Annotated in this window: 24 protein-coding genes; 14 read left to right on the top strand and 10 right to left on the bottom strand. The window is 58.4% G+C overall.

Annotated elements, in window-relative coordinates; translation table 11 throughout:
• Positions 1–102 precede the first annotated feature (102 nt).
• From NTD80_RS00005 to NTD80_RS00040, 8 genes are all read right to left on the bottom strand, one after another.
• The gene (locus NTD80_RS00005; protein ID WP_262131556.1) at positions 103–1,344 is read right to left on the bottom strand and encodes a site-specific integrase; all 1,242 of its coding nucleotides are present in this window, start codon (positions 1,342–1,344) and stop codon (positions 103–105) included.
• Positions 1,345–1,504: 160 nt separating this feature from the next.
• Positions 1,505–3,466 (bottom strand): DNA cytosine methyltransferase, encoded by a 1,962-nt coding sequence (locus NTD80_RS00010; RefSeq protein WP_262131557.1) that lies wholly within the window; start codon positions 3,464–3,466, stop codon positions 1,505–1,507.
• The gene (locus NTD80_RS00015; RefSeq protein WP_262131559.1) at positions 3,463–4,005 is read right to left on the bottom strand and encodes a phosphohydrolase; all 543 of its coding nucleotides are present in this window, start codon (positions 4,003–4,005) and stop codon (positions 3,463–3,465) included. The genes NTD80_RS00010 and NTD80_RS00015 overlap by 4 nt, the downstream gene beginning before the upstream one ends.
• A complete protein-coding gene (locus tag NTD80_RS00020; RefSeq protein ID WP_262131560.1) occupies positions 4,002–4,223 on the bottom strand; it encodes a hypothetical protein in 222 nt (73 codons plus the stop codon). Before NTD80_RS00020 ends, NTD80_RS00015 begins: the two co-directional genes overlap by 4 nt.
• Positions 4,220–4,621, bottom strand: coding sequence for a hypothetical protein (locus NTD80_RS00025; RefSeq protein WP_262131561.1), 402 nt, complete (start codon positions 4,619–4,621; stop codon positions 4,220–4,222). Before NTD80_RS00025 ends, NTD80_RS00020 begins: the two co-directional genes overlap by 4 nt.
• Positions 4,622–4,669: 48 nt before the next feature.
• A complete protein-coding gene (locus NTD80_RS00030; protein WP_262131562.1) occupies positions 4,670–4,996 on the bottom strand; it encodes a pyocin activator PrtN family protein in 327 nt (108 codons plus the stop codon).
• A gap of 155 nt (positions 4,997–5,151) precedes the next feature.
• A complete protein-coding gene (locus tag NTD80_RS00035) occupies positions 5,152–5,436 on the bottom strand; it encodes a phage antirepressor KilAC domain-containing protein (RefSeq protein WP_262131563.1) in 285 nt (94 codons plus the stop codon).
• Positions 5,437–5,445: 9 nt separating this feature from the next.
• The gene (locus NTD80_RS00040; RefSeq protein ID WP_262131564.1) at positions 5,446–6,036 is read right to left on the bottom strand and encodes a hypothetical protein; all 591 of its coding nucleotides are present in this window, start codon (positions 6,034–6,036) and stop codon (positions 5,446–5,448) included.
• A gap of 594 nt (positions 6,037–6,630) precedes the next feature.
• On the opposite strand from NTD80_RS00040, the gene NTD80_RS00045 reads away from it, so the two are divergent.
• Positions 6,631–7,386: a hypothetical protein gene (locus NTD80_RS00045; protein ID WP_262131565.1), complete on the top strand. Its 756-nt coding sequence runs from the start codon at positions 6,631–6,633 to the stop codon at positions 7,384–7,386.
• A gap of 24 nt (positions 7,387–7,410) precedes the next feature.
• Here NTD80_RS00045 and NTD80_RS00050 read toward each other — a convergent pair whose 3' ends face one another.
• Complete coding sequence (locus tag NTD80_RS00050) at positions 7,411–8,136, bottom strand: LexA family protein (RefSeq protein ID WP_262131567.1); 726 nt, start codon at positions 8,134–8,136, stop codon at positions 7,411–7,413.
• Between the two features lie 78 nt (positions 8,137–8,214).
• On the opposite strand from NTD80_RS00050, the gene NTD80_RS00055 reads away from it, so the two are divergent.
• The 5 genes from NTD80_RS00055 to NTD80_RS00075 all read left to right on the top strand — a co-directional run bounded on the left by NTD80_RS00055 (position 8,215) and on the right by NTD80_RS00075 (position 12,110).
• Positions 8,215–8,475 carry a hypothetical protein gene (locus NTD80_RS00055; RefSeq protein WP_262131569.1) on the top strand — a complete coding sequence of 87 codons (261 nt, stop codon included), beginning with the start codon at positions 8,215–8,217 and terminating at the stop codon, positions 8,473–8,475.
• Between the two features lie 329 nt (positions 8,476–8,804).
• The gene (locus NTD80_RS00060) at positions 8,805–9,323 is read left to right on the top strand and encodes a phage regulatory CII family protein (RefSeq protein WP_262131571.1); all 519 of its coding nucleotides are present in this window, start codon (positions 8,805–8,807) and stop codon (positions 9,321–9,323) included.
• A complete protein-coding gene (locus NTD80_RS00065; protein ID WP_262131573.1) occupies positions 9,316–9,543 on the top strand; it encodes a TraR/DksA C4-type zinc finger protein in 228 nt (75 codons plus the stop codon). The genes NTD80_RS00060 and NTD80_RS00065 overlap by 8 nt, the downstream gene beginning before the upstream one ends.
• Entirely contained in the window at positions 9,533–11,752 is a 2,220-nt protein-coding gene (locus NTD80_RS00070) for a VapE domain-containing protein (protein ID WP_262131574.1), read from the top strand. Before NTD80_RS00065 ends, NTD80_RS00070 begins: the two co-directional genes overlap by 11 nt.
• Entirely contained in the window at positions 11,745–12,110 is a 366-nt protein-coding gene (locus NTD80_RS00075; protein WP_262131576.1) for a hypothetical protein, read from the top strand. Before NTD80_RS00070 ends, NTD80_RS00075 begins: the two co-directional genes overlap by 8 nt.
• 507 nt (positions 12,111–12,617) lie before the next feature.
• Here NTD80_RS00075 and NTD80_RS00080 read toward each other — a convergent pair.
• On the bottom strand, positions 12,618–12,914 hold the full coding sequence (locus NTD80_RS00080; RefSeq protein WP_262131577.1) for a hypothetical protein: 297 nt from the start codon (positions 12,912–12,914) through the stop codon (positions 12,618–12,620).
• 149 nt (positions 12,915–13,063) lie between these two features.
• Here NTD80_RS00080 and NTD80_RS00085 point away from each other — a divergent pair, with 149 nt between their 5' ends.
• From NTD80_RS00085 to NTD80_RS00120, 8 genes are all read left to right on the top strand, one after another.
• Entirely contained in the window at positions 13,064–13,408 is a 345-nt protein-coding gene (locus tag NTD80_RS00085; RefSeq protein WP_003172128.1) for a phage holin family protein, read from the top strand.
• Positions 13,409–13,614: 206 nt separating this feature from the next.
• Complete coding sequence (locus NTD80_RS00090) at positions 13,615–14,217, top strand: terminase small subunit (protein ID WP_262131578.1); 603 nt, start codon at positions 13,615–13,617, stop codon at positions 14,215–14,217.
• 3 nt (positions 14,218–14,220) lie between these two features.
• A complete protein-coding gene (locus tag NTD80_RS00095) occupies positions 14,221–16,245 on the top strand; it encodes a phage terminase large subunit family protein (protein WP_262131579.1) in 2,025 nt (674 codons plus the stop codon).
• A 1-nt stretch (position 16,246) separates the two neighbouring features.
• Positions 16,247–16,453: a phage head-tail joining protein gene (locus tag NTD80_RS00100; protein WP_098480164.1), complete on the top strand. Its 207-nt coding sequence runs from the start codon at positions 16,247–16,249 to the stop codon at positions 16,451–16,453.
• Positions 16,453–17,934, top strand: coding sequence for a phage portal protein (locus NTD80_RS00105; protein WP_262131580.1), 1,482 nt, complete (start codon positions 16,453–16,455; stop codon positions 17,932–17,934). Before NTD80_RS00100 ends, NTD80_RS00105 begins: the two co-directional genes overlap by 1 nt.
• A complete protein-coding gene (locus NTD80_RS00110) occupies positions 17,931–19,061 on the top strand; it encodes a head maturation protease, ClpP-related (RefSeq protein ID WP_262131581.1) in 1,131 nt (376 codons plus the stop codon). Before NTD80_RS00105 ends, NTD80_RS00110 begins: the two co-directional genes overlap by 4 nt.
• On the top strand, positions 19,058–19,396 hold the full coding sequence (locus NTD80_RS00115; RefSeq protein WP_262131583.1) for a head decoration protein: 339 nt from the start codon (positions 19,058–19,060) through the stop codon (positions 19,394–19,396). The genes NTD80_RS00110 and NTD80_RS00115 overlap by 4 nt, the downstream gene beginning before the upstream one ends.
• Positions 19,397–19,458: 62 nt before the next feature.
• Positions 19,459–20,454: a major capsid protein gene (locus NTD80_RS00120; RefSeq protein WP_054917692.1), complete on the top strand. Its 996-nt coding sequence runs from the start codon at positions 19,459–19,461 to the stop codon at positions 20,452–20,454.

Genomic DNA, 20,454 nt, shown 5'->3' on the forward strand with positions numbered 1-20,454 from the left:
GGGCGCCACCTAGGAGAGCGAAGTAGATTTTTTCTGGTTTTGATAAAAGTCTTAAATATCAGTAGTTTAGGTTTTTCTGCCTGTATTGATTTGTGTTGCTGCTCATCCTGATTGTTGAATACCTGCCCAAATTCGTTGTAATTCCGTATCAGACTCCTCCTCCATCCATCTTGCGTAGACTTCTACAAGCATTGTGAAGTCTTTATGCCCCATCTGTTTTGCGATAAAAGCAAGGTTACCGTTGGCTGTCAGACACCAGCAGGCGTAGGTATGGCGCGTTTGATATGGTCGTCGCGGACGGATGCCAGAACGCTTTTGAATCGCCGCCCACTTGGTGTTCCACGCGGTTGGCACGTACCAGAAATTTATGATCTTCTTGCGTGCCTGGGTGGAGGGAGAAAGCACTGGGGTCACCCTCTCTTTTCGGCTTTCGTGCCTGTTCTGGAATACCTCAATAGGGCGTGCAGGGTGATCGGTAACGAGCGACATCAATACCCGGCAGGCTTCCACCGCTGGCGGCATTAATAATACTGAGCGAGGCTTTCCTGTTTTGGGGACCTTGAATGTGCCGTTGGCAGTTATGGCGCGGGTGATGTTGATCTGACCTGCGTGCAAGTCGATGTCTTCAACAGCCAGCGCACATAGCTCACCTGGTCTAAGCCCGGTATACACGGCCAAGGTAATCGCCGCTGAGTCCTGAGGGTGAAGGCATCCTTTATCGACCAGCAGCTGGAATTCGTCACGAGTAAGCGGATCAGGCTCTTGGCCTTGCATTGCGAACCGATTGCACGCTTCTGATAACCCCTTACGGCAATATCCATTGGTCTCGCACCAGCCCAAGAAGCCGGCGAACGTAGCCAGATAGTGATTGACTGTTGACGGCGCTCGATCTGCAATCAACAGCTTCCTCAGTAACTGGATGTCTTCGGGCAGCAAAACGCCGGCGAGACGATCAATTCCGACCAAGGCCGTGCAGATGTCCAAGGCGTAGCCATATTTCTCCTCGGTCATCGGTGTAATGTCGACAGCCTTTAGCGGTTTGTACCGGGCCAGCAGAGCCCCTAGCTTTTCGTCCTTAGCACAACTGTAGTTGGTCGCGTGCTTCGAGTTGGGAAAGTGTCGGCCATAGTCAAAGTGGCCGGTTTTGATCTCATGAAGAATTGCCGCCCTTAATAGGGCGGCGTGTTTAATGTTTGCTTTGGTGATCGGAAGGCCGAGGGATTCGCGGCAGCGTATACGTCGCCACATGAACACGACGCGCAAGTTGCCGCCGTGGATCTCAATCCCTTTGTGCTTTGCCAGCTCGGTTTCTAGGCCGCTTCCTGAGGTGCGCTCTCGGCCCACTTGTCATACTCCGTCATGTTAATTGCGATGCGGCCGTCTGGCGTCTTACGCCAGATCCGACCTTGGGCCCAGGTACCGTTCTTCACTTTGTGGCGTATAGCGTCTTCGCTGTAGCCAGTGAGTTCAGAGGCGCGACTGATCATTACCCAGCGAGGTAGGCTCATGCTGCTTCTCCCATAAGTTCACGCTCATCCACGTCCTTGTTGGCACTGACCAGCGCCATCATCGGCCACGGCGATACAGAGTTGCCTACCATCAACACCTGAGTCTTGTTGCTGAATTTCCGGCCGTCGTGCCCTCGATCAATCACGTAGTTGTCGGGGAAACCCTGCGCACGGTAAAGCTCGCGAGGTGTGAGCATGCGCATGCCGATATCGACGATCACATACGGCGTGCCCTTGATCGTAACGGTGACCAGTGCCAAGCGGTCCCGCGTGGTGATGGTCGCGGCTGGGTCACGCAGGTCGTAGGTGTTGTCGCTGCCGTAGTAACCCATAAGGAAGGCTGCTACACGCATGGCTCCAGCCTCGACCTCTGGCGCGAGCTTGTACTCGACCAGGGCGTGATGCTCGGCACCGGCCGTGATAGTCGGCACCTGTTCGTCCATGGCTCGGCCGACGCAGTTCCTACGAAGCGTCGATAGGTGCGCAGTGACGATCTGCTGCTGGCTGCCCGTAGTGGTGATCGCCGTCAGTGGTTGCTTCGGGTGGTGCCCAGGAGTCACGTTGTATCCGCCGTTGTGCTGGGCGACGTATGCGACGGCCAGGGCGAAGTGTCCGCCCTTCACGCCGCTGCAGATGGTGCGTAGAGGGTCATCACCTGGCATGTTGCGCTGGCTGCTGCCATTGGCGTGTTCGGTGATGAAGGGCGCGAGCTGCGGGGTGACAAGAGCAAACCCATGCGCACCGGTGATGGTCTTTGTGGGATCGTCAACGGATTGGCAACGCGCCAGGTCGTTGCCGCTGTGGTTGACGCTGACAATGAACGGGTTTTTGTGCTCGATGACGTAGCGTTTGGCACCTTTGCGCAGGCGCTCCATGGTGTTGTTCACCAGTGGTCGTTTTACACCTGCAGCACGGCCTTCTTCCTTGGAGAGGAAAATGCTCGGACATGGAATAGACCAATCGATACAGCTGGCGGCGGTGCGGTAGGCTGACTGTCCCTTGGCAGGGTTCTTGAAGTGCGTCGGTTCCGGCCAGCGCAGTGGCTGCCCGTCACGGCGAGCGATCAGGAACAAGCGCTCGCGGGTAGTGGCGGCGCCAAAGTCGCAGGCTTTGAGTTTGCCGTACATCAGGTCGTAGCCCATGGACCGCAGGTTGTTTACAAAGCGGCGCCAGGTTTGTCCTTTCCGTTTTGGATCGGGCACCAGGTACTGTTCTTGTACCGGTACCCGCTCGCCGGCAGCGGCGACAGTCATGTCACGGCGTACCACTCGGCCAGTCTTGCTGCAGCGCTTCGCGATCAGCGGCCCCCACTGAAGGATCTGCACGACGTTTTCCATCGTGATCATGCGGGGGTTGACCTGGCCTCCCCATTTCTGGATTACCCATGATTGCGAACGACTGGTGGTGCTGCGTGCCTGTCCGCCGGCAGCGAGGCTGTGGTGAGTGCATTCAGGGCTGGCGTGCAGGTGGGCAACTGGACGGCCGCGAGTCGCCAGGCGAGGACACACGTCGTATACGTCGGTGATGTAATGCTCGGCGCTTGGGTGGTTGCGCTTGTGCATGCTGATGGCGTCGGGGTTGTGGTTGATGGCGATGTCGACCGGCATGCCAGTGCCCATCTCCTGGCCCATGGTTGCGCCGCCGCCACCGGCGAAGAGGTCGACGCGGATCTCGCCGGAAAAGTCGAGACCGAACTGGGTTTTGACGGCTGATGCAATTGGGTGGTTATACCCCACGGCAGGCTGCGCGAGCGTGCGTTTCTGAGCGTTTAGCGTTGCATCAGCGAGCGCTGCCCCGCGCAGCTTTTCGTGGGGTATAAGTGCCTCGGCAGTGGCGCTGGAAGAAGCAATAATGCCTGCTGCTGTGCAGCAGAGACTGTTTGTTTCTAGCGTGTCGACGCCACCTTCAGTACGGAGCAAAGCGGGCAGGGCGCTGGTGTTCTCCTGGTGATTCTTCATGCCGCTTTCCTCCGGTGTTCGATAGCGAGTTGGTCCATCAGGCGCTGGTGATATGTGATTCGCGCTTCTGCGGCAGGCCATGGGCGGATGATTTCAACCATGGGTTCGATGCCGACCAAGCAATCCCAGATAGCCGGATCGGTTGGCATGAGGTCGCGGCGCTCGGTCGCCAGTGCAATCAGGTCGGCTAGGTGCACGCTGGCAGGAAGATCCAAGGCTAGGTCGAAGCGCTCACAAACGCGCATCCAGATCACGTCCTCGAAGCCCCGGTAGTCGGGCATCCACTGCTTGAGTGGGCGGGTGATGTCACCCAGGTATGCCTCGGTGGCATCGTGAAGCAAGGCCGCGAGCTTGTGTTCTTCCGGCACCAGCTCGGCGACGATGCAGCTGTGTTGGGCCACGCTGTAGAACTCGCGGGTGTGGCCGTTGAAGCGGCACAGGTGGGCCAGCGCGTGTGAGATGTCACGCGGGTCGATCATGTCGGCGTCAGGCTCGAACAAGTCGAAGCGTTTGCCGCTGGAGGTGAGGATCCAGTTCATGCGGCTTCCCTCACCAGGTCGGCCAGCAGTAAGGCGTTGTCGGTTGCCTTGTGCAATTGGCGCAGAGCTTCATGTCCGATCAGGGCTTTCAACTGGCGGTCGAACTCTTTGCTGTAGCGGGTCAGGACGCGAAGGTCCTTGGTGGCCTTTGCATGTTGCTGTTGCAGTGTGCCGGCGGCCTTGGGTGTCAGGCGCAGCATGGGGACGGCGAGGCTCATGCCGCGTCCTCCTTCAGCTCAGGGCGATCCATCAGCGCAGCCATGTCCAGTGCCTTGTCACGCAAAGCGAGTGCCTGCGTTGCTTGGCTTTCAGATCTAACGGCTCGGAAAGTGTCGGCGGCAAGCTTCAGCTTCTCGGCAATGGCGAGAAGGGTGTAACGGTCTTGAGGTTCCCTGCTTAGCAGGAATTCGGTGCGCGTGCATTGATCTGACATTTTGCTGAGAGATGCAGCGTAAGCGGCTGAAGCTCTGTCCTGCCCCATGGCGTATCCGTCAGAATGGCCTTCTTCATACCCTTCATTTTTGCCGTCAGTCAGGCCGCCTCTGTAGCCGACCCAGTAGAGGATCGCAGCGGCGATAATGATGCTGATCAGTGCGCAGATTTGAATTGCAGTCATGTGGTGTGCTCCTGGTAGTTTCGTGGCTGGTGGTGGCAGCCGTCTGGTTTACTGGTCTTGCTCAGGTGAATCGTTATGTGGTCGAGGCATGTCTTCGTCCGCTCGGTAAGCGCGGATGTCGATCAGGGCGGCGACGTGTTTGATATGGGCATAACGCAACGCCTTGACGCTCAGGTCCAGCGTGGTCACCGGCAGTTGAATTCGACCGCTGTTGATTGCCTCAGTGAAGGTCTTCTCGTTGAGGTTCTTGAAGTAATGCACGCGCAGCTTTTCGAGGGGGATGAGCACGTCGCCGAAGAGTTGGTGCAGCATCTCGACGGTCGAGCTATCCGGCGCGGGTTGCAGTCGTAGCGGTGTTTGACTGGTGTGGCTCATGGGCGACGGCCTCCTTGCGTTTGAGTCGTGAAGGGTGGTTCCAGGCATTCAGACAATGGCGTTTGGTCAGCTCTCGCAGATGCTCCGGCACTTCGAGAAGCGCAGCGTTGCGCTCCTCGCGTGTGCGCATGGCGACGATCTGGCGGGCGTACTCCCTAGGCCACGTCACGGTTGTCTGCCGGGATGGCTGGCAGTTCGAGCCCCAGTTGCTCGGCGAGCCAGGGCATGCCGGCTTGCCGGACCCTGGTCGATTGGCTGTACTGCATACCGGCAGTCTCGTGGTACCAGTTACCGTTCTTGATTCGCAGGTACCCGCGGTCTCGGACGGGGAAGGCCGGCAGGTTGCGGTCGTTGAGCAATCCCTTTTCACGCATGAGCGCGATCAGCTTGGGGCGGGTGAGGCCGAAGTACTTGGCTGCTTTTTCCAGGCTACGTTCCATCTCAGCCTCCTACGCTGCATGCGCGGCAGGTGTAGCTGCTGCGGCCAAGTGGTTGATGGATTCAACGACCATGCCGTACATCTCTACTTCGGTCCCGTAGACGGTGAAGCACTTGGTGCGGGGCGACTTAACTCCGATGCCCATGATGGTGGTGATGCCGGACCGGGTTTTGTTGCGGTGAATCACCAGGTAAATGGGCAGCTCGAATCCCAGGTCGAGACTGATCAAGCCGCCGGTACGCACCAGCTCGAACACTTGCTGCTTGTGTTCAACATCAAACTCGCCATAGCGACGGTTTGAGTGGAGAGCCGGCAGTGATTCAGGCAGTGCGGTGGTATCGACCGGGCCGTTGGCAATTTCTTCGATGAAGTCGGCCAATTTGAGGTGCATTTTTTTGCTGTTGGTCAGGGTCAGCGTGTGGCGTTCGCTGCCCAGCTCAACGGTGAAGTGCGTGTCCGTTTTGCTACGTTCAACTTTCAGGCGGAAAGCCAACACATCGCGCCGTGGTGTGGTGCGCAACGTGTGGTTGAAAGTCTCGCTGAGGTTAACCTGGGCATGCAGCAGGGCAAGGGTACGGTTGTCGAGTTTGAACTTGCTCATGCCGCGTGCCCTCCGCCATTAGGATTGAAGGGTGCGGGTGCGGTGCGCTCTTTTATCTGGGGTTTGGACGCGATGAAGGTGCACCCGCAAACTTGCGCCAGGCGGCGAATTTCGAAGATGCGAAGGGGGTTAGCAGCGGCCGGGTGGACGTGCAGGGTTGCTGTGGTGTGCATGGTGTTGCCTCGCTCTGTGGTGGAAGAGTGAGACAAATATCAACCATAGGTTGCGATTGGTCAACAACCATTGGTTGATTATTTGTTTTGGTCGTATCAATTTTCCATTTAAGTTAAGGCTGGCGCATAGACATCATCATGGCAAAATAGTAGCGTTGACTTTTTGTCAATAATCTAGGGAAGGTGGGCAATGACTGGGGCTATATCAAGAGAAAATGACCGAATGGTCCACGTGGGGGCCAATAGCCAAGTCAGTATGCAGGTCCTTCAAGACATTTATAATGATATAACTGGAAAGTCGGAAAAGCTGACTCAGACAGTTTCTGCTAATAGCAAAGTGGAAATGGAGGACCTGTGTCAACTAAACTCTAAAATTCGACAAATGTATGAGCAGTACCATATAGTTAGTGAGAACTGCAGCGTGACTATCTATCATTCAAATGATAGCAAGGAGCGATTTAGTTCGTTTGAAAGATTTAGAATGTATGATGGTAGTAGCTTAAATCCTGTTGAGAATGTTTCTTTGGAATATTCTTTTTTGATTATTCTTCCAAAATTGGACAGGCCTCAACCTTATAAGATTGAACTGAATATAACGTCGCGAGCTGGTCTAGCAGCGAAAATAAGAAGAGAGCCGGGGATGGGGTCTGGCTTCTTTCATTTTATCTCACTGAAAAGCGCTGCATATGAAATAGAGTATATTGACTACACTGTTGCGAGAAACTTTAAGGCTGCTATAGATCAATGGTTTTCTGCTTTGAATACTACCAAGGATAATCGGCTTATTAAGCTGTCTAAAAAGATAAGTGATTACTTTCCTTTACTGTTCAAAAGTTTGACGGCTGGCTGTATAAGCACTTCTATTTATTTTGGTGCGGATGATTGGTTCCAAAAACACGGGGAAGGTGGTGCGTCTGTGTTCACTTTGGGGTTGTTTGCATTTTCTTGTGTTTATATAGGCTCTAGTATTGCTCAGAAACTAGGGTCTCTAACGGAGAATTGGACTGACAGATACCAAAGTCTCTCTTATGTGAAGTTGAATCGGGGGGATGAGGTCGCTATTCAAGACTTTAAGTCGGATGAAAGGAATAAAATTATAAAAATAGGTTTGGGCGTTTTGTTGACGATTGGACTGAATGTTTTTTCAAGTTGGATGTATAAGTGGTTGGGTTTATAGTGCTCGTGCTGCTCTACATTCCTGTCATTCAGGTATGAAAGAGCCTACAACTTTTCCGCATATATGAGTCTCTTCCGTAATATCAATGATTGGGTATTGCGGATTGATAGGTCTTAGGTACTGACGTCCAGCGTCTTCCACCAAGATTTTGAATGTGGCTTCATTGGTGCGGGGAACCCTAGCAATCACTCTATCACCAGTCTTTGTTTCTGCTTCTGGATCTACAAAGATAATGCAACCCGTGGGATAGCTGCGACCAGGTCCGGGGTTAGTCATAGAGTCACCGAGAACTTTTAGCGCATAACCACTTCCACTTATCGGCACTGGGCAGGATAGCCACGACTCGCCGTCGTGCTGATCAACGTTTGCTTCACACCATGCCCCAGCTTGAACCCACGAAATCAGCGGTACCTTTCCGAAGCCCCGAGTTACCTCGCGGACGTTACTCTCGTCCCTCGCTCCGAGCTGATGGACGTTCCTGGCTCCGGTTTGTTCTTTTGGAAGCACACCGTACTCCAGCCACTCCCGCCGTACCTTCAGCCATGCGCAAAGCACAGCCATGCTGTCCGCTTCAGGTATAGATTCTGCATTTAGCCACTTACTGACTGCCTGCTTGCTTTTTTCAGCCCCCACCTTCACTAGATGCGCGTGGATATCCACCCCGCGTCCCCGAGTGCGTACACCGGCATCGTCGAGTGCTTCGTGAAGGCGCGCCGAGAAAGCTGCCCGTAGCTCGTTTTTATCAACCATGAGTTGATACTCTCACAGGGGTTGCGCAATAGTCAGTTGATGTTAATATCAACCGCGAGTTGATAAATGGAGGTTGCCATGTTGGACCCCGCAGATTTTCCGAACGCCATCGCGTTCGCATTTGAAGCAGTAGGCGGCATTGGTGCCGCCGCCAAGGTATGCGAAAGGAGCTATCAGGCGCTCAATAAATGGCGCTTGGCTGCCAGTCTTCCCCGCACCGATTACACAGGTGAAACCCACTACGCAAAACTTTTAGCGACCGCTGCGGAGCAGAAGGGCAACGCATTTGACGCTGCGTGGTTGCTCGACGCATCTGCCCCGCAGAAAGCTGCAGCGTAGATAGAAAAAAGGCGACCCAAGGGCCGCCCAGTTCCTCCCGGCACACACCACCACAGTGCTGTCGGGTCGCGACGAAGGAAGGAGGGCACACCACATGCAAACCACCTCCCTTTATCGCGCTGCCAAGACACGGATGTCTTGGGTTGCTGCCTTTTCCACCACAGATTAGGCAGCTGTTGCGCCAGAGGTGAGCAACGGATTGTTCGCCTCGGCACGGTGCCGGTTTTGATCCCTAAGATCTTGCCGGCGTTTGGGCCCTTTCAAGCCACGCGGCAAATGTAACACCACTGCATGTCGCGGGGCACTGGCAACTTAGTAGGATTAATGCCATGAGCCGAGTAGCTTTAAGCTGTGTTGAACGAGCGCAAAGGGAAGTATTGACGCTCGAATTAGCCCTGTACCACGCCGCACGGGACTATCCCGGCGGTGCCGCTGCAATCGCCGCCACCACCGGTCGAAATGCCACCACGCTGCAGCACAAGTTGTCTCCCACCCATCCCTCGCACACCGTCAATATCCAGGAGTTCGGCGAGATCCTCGAGCTGACTAAGGACCGCCGCATTCTCGACGCGGTGCATGGTCTTGTCGGTGACACGATCTGGCAGGAGCTGGCCGAGGCGTATACCAACGATATGCCTGAAACCCTCACCACGGGGATCGCGCAGTTCTTCCGGCAGGTTGCGGATTTGTCTGAGACCTGGGCCAAGCACATTGGCGATGGCAAGGTCGATGACGGCGAGTTGGCTGAGATACGTCAGTTGGTGTTTCGCGGCATCCAGGGGTTGTTGGGGATGTACAACCGCGCTCGTTACGTCAACCAAACGACTCGCGGGGTAGACCGTGGCTGATATCGCTGATTTTGCAAATGACCTGGTGCAGGAGAGGATTGATCAAGCCGTGGCTGCACGCCTGGCGCTGATGTCCAGCCAACCACAGCATTCCCTGATGTTCTGCGACGATTGCGACGAGGCAATCCCTGAGGCACGCCGTTTGGCACAGCCAGGTTGCACGCTCTGTGTTGGCTGCAAGGCAGCTGACGATCTGAGGGCTTCGCGTTATGCTCGATGACGTAATCAACCAATTCGCGGACTACGGTCTTGAGCCAGCGCAACCCCTGGTGTTCGGCAAACTCACTCGCTGCAGAACCACCCAGGATAAGGGCAAGGAAAAGAACGGCTGGTACGTCATCCATGAACACCACACCGAAAAGAACGAGACGCTGATCTTCGGTAGTTTCGGTGACTGGCGCTCCGGCGAGACCCAGAAGATCAAGGTCAAGGCCGGTCGTATGAGCCCAGAAGAGCGCGAAGTCATGCGCGCTCGCCAGGAGGACGCCAAGCGTAAGGCCGCCGAGATCGCGGCCAACGCGTCACGCCGAGCGGCTAGCCGTGCCGCCGGCCTATTCAAGCGTATGCCCGAAAAGGGTAAGAGCGCCTACCTGGATCGAAAGCAGATCGTCGGTTTCAAGGTTCGCTATGCGCCCCGTACCGGCGCTTTTTTAGTGCCCATGTGCAACGTGCGCGACCAGATCGTCGGTCTGCAGGTGATCTTCCCCGCGAAGCAAGAGGACACCGGGCGGGACAAAGCGTATTGGCCCTACGGCATGTCGAAGGAAGGCGCCTTCCACCTGATCGGCCCGCACCCTGAACCCGGAGAGCCAGTGCTGGTGTGTGAGGGCTACGCCACGGGCGCAAGCCTGCACATGGCGACTTCGCTCACCGTCGCCATTGCCTTTGACGCGGGCAACTTGCTGCCGGTTTCCAAGGCCATGCGCGAGCGTTTCCCCGGCTGTCCGCTGATCATCTGTCGCGATGATGACTGGAAGACAAAACGCCCCAACGGAGATCCCTGGAACCCTGGCGAAGAGAAGGCCAGCAACGCTGCGTTGATTGTCGGCGGCCAGGTGGTTGCTCCGGTGTTCTCCGGCGAGCGCGAGATCAAATGGACCGACTTCAATGACCTGCACGTCGCCGAAGGTTTAGAGGCTGTCCGCCGCCAGGTGCAGGCGGTGGTCAAGCCTCCTGCAGCGGGTGGTTGGAAGGACCAGCTTGCGCGCACCGAAAACGGCTCCCTGATCGCGCACATGCAAAACGTCGAGCTGATCCTGGGCAATGACGAACGTTGGGCCGGCGTTATTGGCTACAGCGTGTTCAGCTCCAAGATCGTCAAGCTGCGGTCGGCGCCATTCGGCGGCGGTGCCGGCGATTGGGCCGACATCGACGACATGCGCGTGATGAAGTGGCTCGCGCAGCAATACAACCTGCGGGTCAAAGCCTCTCACGTGATCGAGGCGGTCAGCGTGGTTGCCCACGATCATGCTTTCCACCCGGTGCGCGAGTACCTGGAGAAACTGGAGTGGGACCGCGTGCCCCGTATCGACACCTGGTTGACCGACGTGTTAGGCGTTCATGCCAGCGAGTACTCGGCCAAGGTGGGCAAGCGCTGGCTGATCTCGGCGGTTGCCCGGGTGATGCGCCCAGGTTGCAAGGCCGACTCGGTGATGATCCTCGAAGGCGGGCAGGGCGCAGGTAAGTCCACGGCCATGGGTGTCCTCGGCGGCGAGTGGTTCATGGACACGCCTTTTGCACTTGGCGACAAGGACAGCTTCCAGGCGATTCGCGGCAAGTGGATCGTCGAGCTGGGCGAGCTGGACAGTTTCAACAAGGCCGAAAGCACTAAGGCCAAGCAGTTCTTCTCCGCGTCCACCGACACCTACCGCGAGAGCTACGGCCGCAGAACGAATGACGTGCCACGCCAGTGTGTTTTCGTGGGCACTACCAACCAGGAGGAATACCTCAAGGACGCCACAGGCAACCGCCGTTACTGGCCGGTGTTCTGCAACAAAGTCGACCTGGAGCAACTGCGCGAGATCCGCGATCAGCTATGGGCCGAGGCGCTGTTCTGCTTCGAGGCCGGCGATATCTGGTGGGTGAACAAGGACGAATCCAAGATGTTCGCCGAGGCCCAGGATGAGCGCTTTGTGGTGGATGAATGGGAGGGGCCAATCCTGGCGTGGATGGAGGAGTCGCAGATCGGCGAGACCGCCACCGGCAACGAGATCCTCACCCAGGCGCTCAAGCTGGACTTCGGCCATTGGGGCAAGCCAGAGCAGATGCGTGTCGGGGCGATCATGCACCGCCTGGGTTGGCGCAAGCGGCGCATGCCGGCCTTGCCGAAAAGCGGCGTGCGGCCATGGGCCTATGAAAAGCCTGCGGGATGGGGGCGTGCGTCTGCGTTGCAGCAATCGGTGATCGAGGAGCCTTGCTTCGATGATTAAGCGAATCGACGAGATGCTCAAACTATGGGCCCAGGATCTGCACTCGCCCGTGCCGGACAACGTGGGCGGATCGAGTGGCGGCAACATGATCGCCATGCTGATGGAGTGCAAGGGCGAGCTGATACGCGGCACACGCGGCAGTCGGGTGTTGCTGGATGAGTCTGCGGACATTGAGCTGATCGTCAACAAGCACTTGCCGCCGCAGCTGTCGGTCGTCGTGCGTGAGCACTACTGCAACCACGAAAGCTTCCTCTCGCAGAAGTACACCCATTGCGGATGCGGTCGGGATACCTACTACCAGCGTCTGCACGAAGCCCACCTGCACATTGCTGGCATGCTGATGGGGAAGGCTGCATGACCCCCGGCGTTACTCCGTGTGCCTCTGTCCTACTGTCCGCCCTTGTCCGACTGCCATTTAGCGCAGTTGGACAGGCGCAGGCCGCGCCGTTGTTGGCCTGTCCTACCGTCCAACCTTCACCCGCCCCACGCACACATGAGCATAGCGGGCACGTAATCGCGCCCATGGCGCGCACGCGTGCTTTTAGCTTTCTCTCTATACACAAGAGAAAAGGAATAAAGGTAGGACAGTAGGGCAGAGCCCCGTATTCAGGCGTCTGTATCTGTCCTACTTCGATCAAGAGTAGTGGGACAGGTCAGACGGGGCACCAGAAGCGATAGCCGAATGAATGCGTTGTACCTGCGTTGCACCTGCGTCATACCTGTATTGCACCCGTATTGCGCCATGGCATTAAAACTCCCTTGCTGCCACCGGAATCGACCTGTAAAAAGTACCCATCTTCGATAGGTACGACCGCAAGCAGCGGGACACACCACCACACTGAACCCGGCCATTGCGCCGGGTTTTTTATTTTCCAGGATTCTTCCTCTCCAGCGATTCACGCAGGTGACACTTCAGGAATACCCCTGTTGCCAGTAAGACCAGCACTCCCAAGGCTGCAACGTTCAGTGTCAGGATTCGAAACAGAGTCACTGGCTCAGTACTGTTGCATAACAGGTAGAGGCTGTGTGCGTGGCTAATGACTAAAACTGCAAGGCCGCACCAGGTAGCGAAAATTTTCAGGTCAATCAGCCGCTGACCACTAATTGAGAAGTAAGCGAGCACGCCGGAAACAATGGCTGTGGCAACAGTAAATTTTTCCATTTCACACCACGAAATAATTGAATTGAGGGCCCGAGATTAAGGGCGTGCTGGAGCCATAACAAGGCTTCTCTCAAAGGTTAACTATGGTTCAAACATTAACTCGGGGAACTTAAACCATGGGTTTAGGTGGTACCGATTTGGGGGTAGTGATGACAAACGAGCAGCAAGCGCTTATTGAGATGCCGATCTGGATGGTGATCCTGCTATCCCTTATCGGCGGTATTTCCGGCGAGGCATGGCGGGCCGACAAAGCGGGGGTAAGCGGCTGGTCATTGGTTCGCCGCTTGCTGCTTCGATCCGGGGCCTGCGTGGTGTGCGGGCTCTCCACCATGATGTTGTTGCACGCTTCGGGCATGTCGGTCCTGGCGGCGGGGAGCATCGGTTGCCTCACTGCGATGGCCGGCGCCGATGTAGCAATCGGCCTTTACGAACGCTGGGCTGCCAAGCGCCTGGGCGTATGCGATGTGCCGCCCTCGGGCAGTGGTCAGGCGTGATTCTCTGGAGGCCACGTAATACGTGGCCTGTAGCGTTTCGCACCAAAATGAAGCGCCTAAAAATCACCGGGGACCCTGGGGGCATTCGAGGGACACGGGGCATGAAACCCGCGGGAAAGCGTTAGCGGATGGGCTGCCAGCTTACTGAAATTCAATCCATTGAAATTGAAAGGTTTCCATTGAAAAGCCGTTGAAAAGGAGGGCTTATGACGGATCCACTGTTTCTGTCTAAAAGCGCTTTCGCGGCTCGCATCGGCAGGACGCCGAGTTACATCACCTGGCTCAAAGGCAACAATCGCCTGGTCCTGTCGCCGGACGGCAAGATGGTCGACGTGCTGGCAACTGAAGCGCTGATCGTCGAAACCGCCGACCCCAGCAAGGCCGCCGTCGCTGCTCGACACCAGCAGGGCCGGATCCAGCGTGACGTTTACAGCCAACTGTCCCCCCTGGTCGAGCCGACTAACACGGCTGCGCCGCAGCAACCTTTCGTTGTCGGCGCCAAGGCCCACGACTTCCAGAAGGCTCGCGCCATGCGCGAACACAACCTGGCGCAGCTGGCCGAGATCGAGCTGCACAAGGCGCAGGGCTCACTGGTAGCCAGGGATGCTGTCGAGATGGGGGCGTACAACGCGGGGCGCCATCTGCGCGACCAGCTGTTCGGCCTGTTGCCCCAGCTGTCCCACAAGGTTGCAGCCATGACCGATCCCTGGGACATCGAGAAACACCTGGCGGCGACACTTCGTAAATCACTGGAAGAGGCTGAGCGCATGTCCTCGTCCGACCTTGAACGAGCAATGACAACGAGCTGACCTATGACCACGGAATTTCCTGACGGTGACCGTGCGTACCGTGAGGCGTATTTCCGTGGACTACGTCTTGACCCTGACCTCTGGATCGACGAATGGGCCGACGAGTACATGCGCATCCCGCGCGATACCGGCGCCCCTGAGCCCGGCCAGTACCGCACGGATCGGACGCCGTACGCTCGCGAACCCATGCGCTGCCTGTCACCGGCTCACCCTTGCCGGCGAGTGATCACCATGGTGGCCTCGCAGCTGATGAAAACCCAGATCGCCTTGAACTGGATGGGCGGACTGATCCACATGGCACCGTCCAACATCCTGGCGCTGCTGCCCAGTCTGAGCCTGTCCAAGCGGGTTTCCGGACGGATCAGCAAGACGATTAAGGTGACCCCAGAACTGGCGAAGCGAGTAGCGGCCAGCCGCTCGCGGGATGCCCGCAACACCATGGATACAAAGGAGTTTGAGGGCGGCGCCTTGTACGTCACAACGGCGGGTTCGGCTGCGAACCTTTCCGAATTGTCGGCACGCTACATCTACGGCGATGAGGTCGACCGTTGGGAGAATGACGTCGGCCAGGAGGGTGATCCCATCGTGCTGGCAGAGACGCGGGCGACCAACTTCGGGCGCAATGCCAAGATCTACTTTTCCAGCTCGCCGACGATCAAGGGCGCCTCGCGGATCGCGGACCTGTTCGAGTCCAGCGACCAGCGTTACTACTACGTGCCGTGCCCTTCATGCGGGCATATGCAGGTGCTGGAGTGGGAGCGGCTGCTCTACAGCAAGGACTACCGCACGGTTCATTACCAGTGCGCCGCGCCTGATTGTGACGTGCTGATCGAGGAGCATCACAAGACCGACATGCTTGCCCGTGGCGAGTGGCGTGCCCATGGCAGCGGCGATGGCAAGACCGTGGGGTTCCACCTGAACGCGCTCTACTCGCCGATTGGTTGGAAGGACTGGGCCTCGCTTGCCGAGGAGTTCGAAGACGCCAAGAAGGCCCAGACCAAGGGCGACATGGGCCTGATGCAGGTGTTCTACAACACCCGTCTCGCCAAAGTCTGGGACAGCGCGCAAGAGCAGACCAAGGCTGAAGTGCTGATCGCTCGGGCACGACTGGAGACCTACACCCTCGGCAGTATGCCGGTGGGCGTGCTGATGCTGACCGGCGCAGTCGACGTCCAGGCCAACCGCCTGGAGCTGATGGTGATGGGCTTCGGTGTCGGTATGGAGCGCTGGGTGGTTGATCACCAGGTGATCTGGGGCGATCCGGCCGACGAGCGCACTTGGGCGGTGTTGGATGAAAAGCTCAAGGCCCGATACCGGCATCCCTGCGGTGTTGCCTTGGCGATCCTGGCGACGGGCGTCGACTCTGGTGGTCACCACACCGATGAGGTGTACCAGTTCTGCCGCGTGCGGCGCTGGCGCAACGTATTCGCGCTCAAGGGGGCGAGCAAGCCCGGTAAGCCGGTGATCGCTCAGCGGCCATCCATGGTTGACGTGACGTGGAAAGGGCAGACCGAGCGCGGCGGCGCCGAGCTTTGGTTTGTCGGTACCGACACCGCGAAGGACTGGATCTACAACCGCTACGCCTTCGAGGACGGACCCGGTTCGCTGCACTTTGCCAATGACCTGCCGGACGAGTTCTTCGCCCAGTGCGTGGCCGAGCGCAAGGTCGCCCGGTACGTCAAAGGCTACAAGCGTATCGAGTGGGTCAAGGGCAAGGCCGAGCGTAACGAAGCGCTCGACCTGATGGTGTACTGCCTGGCGATGGCGCATTACCTGGGCATCAATCGTTACCAGGAACACGACTGGGAGCGGGTACGCCAAGCGCTAGCTCAGTCTGGTTTGTTCGACGATGTGTTGGGCGTCAAGCCCGTACAAGGCGAGCGCGTCAATGCTGACGAAACACCTGCACCGGTTGCGGCGCGTCAGTCGCTGCCTGCGCCGTCACCTGCAGCGCCAGAGGCCCAACCGCGACCCGCTGCACCACAACAACGCCGCAGCTCCACCAGCGGTTACCTGAAGAGACGCTGATATGTCGTTTACCCCGAAGCACCTCGAAGTCATCGAGCGCGCCATTGCACGCGGTGAAAAGACCGTGCGCTACAGCGACCGCACGGTGGAGTACCGCTCCATCGACGAACTGCTCAAGGCACGCGACGAGATCCGCACCTCTCTGACCAACGCCGCCGGGCCGCGCTCTCGCGTGGTTCGGCTTACCCACGGAGGCAAGGGACTCTAATGGCCCGACATTATCCGACGCTGACCCGTAACGGATTCTTGCTGCCGTCGAACATCAAGGCCAGTTACGAAGGCGCCGGGGAGGGCCGACGTTCGGCCAGTTGGGAGGCCACCGACAACGGCATCAACAGCATCAACACCCCGGCCTTGCGCAACCTGCGGGCTCGCTCGCGGGCGGCGGTGCGCAATGACCCGTATGCGTTCAATGTCATCGACAAGCGCGTCAGCAACCTGATCGGCACCGGCATTACACCCAGGCCAACGACGGACGACGCGGCACTGCGCAAGCTGAAGCAGCAGCTGTGGGACGACTGGGTGGATGAGGCGGATGCCGATGAGCTTACCGACTTCTACGGCATGCAGGCCCTGGTGGCACGCACCGTGGAGACGGCTGGTGAATGCTTTGTAAGGTTGCGACCGCGCAGCCCAAGCGAAGATTTGGCTGTGCCGCTTCAGCTGCAGGCGCTGGCCCCTGAATTTGTCCCTCACGACAAATTCGAGATGGCCAAAAACGGCAACGTGATCCGCGCCGGTATCGAGTTCAATCCGGCGGGAAAGCGTGTGGCGTACTACATGTACCTATCGCATCCCCGCGACTCGTCGTCGTTGAACGCTGGTTACAACCAGTTGGTGCGCGTACCGGCAACTCAGGTGCTACACATCTTCGAACCAATGGAACCTGGGCAACTGCGTGGAGTGCCGCGCTTGGCGCCGGTATTGAAGCGCTTGCGCAGCCTGGACAACTACGATGACGCGGTGCTGTTCAGGCAGGAAGTAGCGAATCTGTTCGCCGGCTTCATCAAGCGACCGGCCCCTGACAGCGGGCAGCAACCCCGCGACCCTGTCACGGGCCAGTTGCTGACCACCGACCGCGACGGCTTCACGCCAATGGTCGCCTTGGAACCCGGCACTATGCAGGAGCTGGGGCCAGGTGAAGAGGTGGAGTTCTCCAAACCACCGGACGCCGGCAATAACTACCCGGACTTTATGCGGCAGCAGCTGATGGCTGCGGCTGCGGGTTCGGGCACTCCATACGAGATCCTCACCGGCGACATGCGCGAAGTCAACGACCGGGCGCTGCGGGTGGTGCTCAACGAGTTCCGGCGCCGATTGGAGCAGCTGCAATTCGGCGTGTATGTGCATCAGCTGTGTCGCCCGGTGCGCGCCGCGTGGATGGACATGGCGGTGTTGTCCGGCGCCCTGGTGCTGGAGGACTACGCGCAACGGCGCCGCGAATACCTGCGCACACGTTGGGTACCGCAAGGCTGGGCCTACATCCAGCCGGTGCAGGACGTACAGGCGCGGAGGATGGAAGTGCAGGCGGGCTTTGGTTCGCGCAGTGAAATGTGTCTGCGCAACGGCTACGACGCGGAAACCATCGACGCGGAAAACGCTGCCGACCTCGCCAGGTCCACGGACCTTGGCCTCAACTACACGACGCTTGATGCCATCGAGACGTTTGATGAAAAGGAACAACCATGAGCAAAAAATCCAAGCCCCGCGTTTATGACAAGGCGGGCAAGCAGGTCAAGGTCGCCGATAAGAGCTGGTACACCTTTCAGGCCAGCGGCGAAGCCGAGCAGCGCAGCATCGAAATTTTTGTGTACGGCGAGATCGGCGCCTGGGGCGTCACCGCCAATCAGTTTGTGCAGGATCTGCGCGCCATGGATGACGGCGTGTCGCCGGTGATTGCCGCGTTCAACAGCATCGGCGGCGAGTTGTTCGATGGCCTGGCGATTCACAACGCGTTGTCCCGGCTGGGCGAACGCTGTACGGGAAGGATCGACGCCTTGGCGGCGAGCGCGGCCAGTGTCGCGGTGTGCGGCGCTCACCGGGTGGTGATCGCGGCCAACGCCATGTTGATGATCCACAACCCCTGGACATACGCGGCGGGCGATGCCGAGGACTTGCGCAAGGTCGCCGATGCGCTCGACCAGACCTTGGAAGCGATCATCGCGGCCTACAAAGCCAAGGCGCCGGACATCGACGAAGTCGAGCTGCGGCGCATGGTCAACGCGGAAACCTGGCTCACGGCCAACGAAGCGGTGGCACTGGGCTTGGCCGATGAAGTGGGCGACGGGCTAAAGGTCAAAGCCTGTCTCGGCCAGGGCGCTGTGCTGCAGCGTTTCCAGCACGCACCGGCTGAACTGCTCGCCCAGTTGGACGAAGAGCCCGAAGCCGAACCGCCGGAACCCGATCCAGCGCCCGTGTTGGACGCGGCCAAGCTGGCGCTGATGGTCACGCAGAGATGTGCAGCGGCGGGCATCAGCAACTTGGTGGAGCCATTGCTTGCCACCACCAAGCTGGAAAGCGAAGCCGTGGTCCAGGCCGCGCTGACCAATGCCAAAGCATTGCACGGCCTCTGTGTCGCGGCACGCCTACCAGAGCTGACCGGCGAGTTCATCACGGCCGGTTTGGACCAAGCCTCAGTCCGTGCGCGGCTGTTCGACAAGCTGGTGAGCAGCGGCGGCACCTTTGAAATCAACAACAGCCTGCCGCTGGACGATGACCCCGCACTCACGGTCAAGGCCAAACAGGTCGACACCCACACAATCTGGGCCATCCGTCAGGCGGCACAAAACGGTAACTCGAAAGGAGTAAGAGCATGAAAACTGAATCGATGCACGCAGGCGAGTTCCTGCTGTCAGAGGGCGCTGGCAACATTTCCCGCGAAGCGATCAACGTCGCCGCTGGTGCCGCCTTGGAGCCTGGTCAGATTCTTGGCCTGGTCACCCTGACCGGCGAGTTCGCCCCCTATAATCCGACCGCCGAAGACGGTACCGAAAACGCCATCGCGATCCTCTACGCACCGCTGGGCGAATCGGATGTGCCGCGTCGCGGTCGCGCCATCGTGCGATTGGCCGAGGTCAGTGAAGCGCATTTGACCGGCCTCGATCCCGCCGCCGAAAAGGCCCTGGCTACCCATTTCGTGATCGTCCGCTAAGACTGTCGACCTGTTTGTTCATCCCGCCGAGTGCGGGATTTTTCATTTCTGGAGAGTACCTCATGGCCGATATCGCCATTTTTGAAGACGATGCATTCAGCGTCTCCTCGTTGACCGCTGCAATCAATGACCAGGAATACCTGCCGGGCCGCATCAGCAGCCTCGGCCTGTTCCGCGAAGAAGGCATCAGCACCCTGACCGTGCAGATCGAGAAGGACGGCGACACCCTGGCCCTGGTGCCGGCGGGTGAGCGCGGTACTTCGGGCCTAGTGGTGGGCGGGACCAAGCGTCAGATGATTCCCTTCAACACTGTGCACTTGCCTGAACGCTTCACCATCAAGGCCGATGAGATCCAGGGCATCCGAGCTTTTGGCTCGCGCACCGAGCTGCAATCCGTGCAGGATGTGGTCAACAAGCGCCTGGCGAAGGCCCGCCGCCAGTTGGACGCCACTCACGAATTCCAACGCATGGGCGCCCTGAATGGGCAAATCCTGGATGCGGACGGCAAGACTTCGCTGCTGGATATCTATAAGACCTTCGGCGTGGTCCGCAAGAAACTGCCAATGGGCTTGGGTAACCCCGACACTGAACTGCGAGTTCGCGCCGGTGAAGCCCTCGACATGCAAGAGGAAGCCCTGGGCAGTATCACCAGCACGGGCTCGCGCGCTTTTTGCGGTAAGAACTTCTGGAACAAGCTGATCGTCCACAAGTCGGTCAAGGAGACCTACCTCAACACCATGCAGGCGGCCTCTCTGCGCGGTGATGCCCGTGAAAGTTTCGAGTTCGGCGGGATCGTCTGGGAGCGCTATCGCGGCAAGGTCGCCGGTGTGTCGTTCGTCCACGACGACAAGGCCCTGTTGATCCCGGAAGGGGTGCCCGATCTGTACATCTCGTCATTTGCCCCGGCCGATTATATGGAAACGGTCAACACCCAAGGCATCCCGTACTACAGCAAGATCGAGCCGTTGCCCTTCAACAAGGGAGTGGCCGGTGAAGCCCAGTCCAATCCGTTGCACCTGTGCACGCGGCCGCTGGCGCAGATCCTGCTGGAACTCTGA

Origin of the sequence: Pseudomonas sp. 13B_2.1_Bac1, from assembly GCF_025466155.1 — a bacterium.
Lineage (GTDB): Bacteria > Pseudomonadota > Gammaproteobacteria > Pseudomonadales > Pseudomonadaceae > Aquipseudomonas > Aquipseudomonas aylmerensis.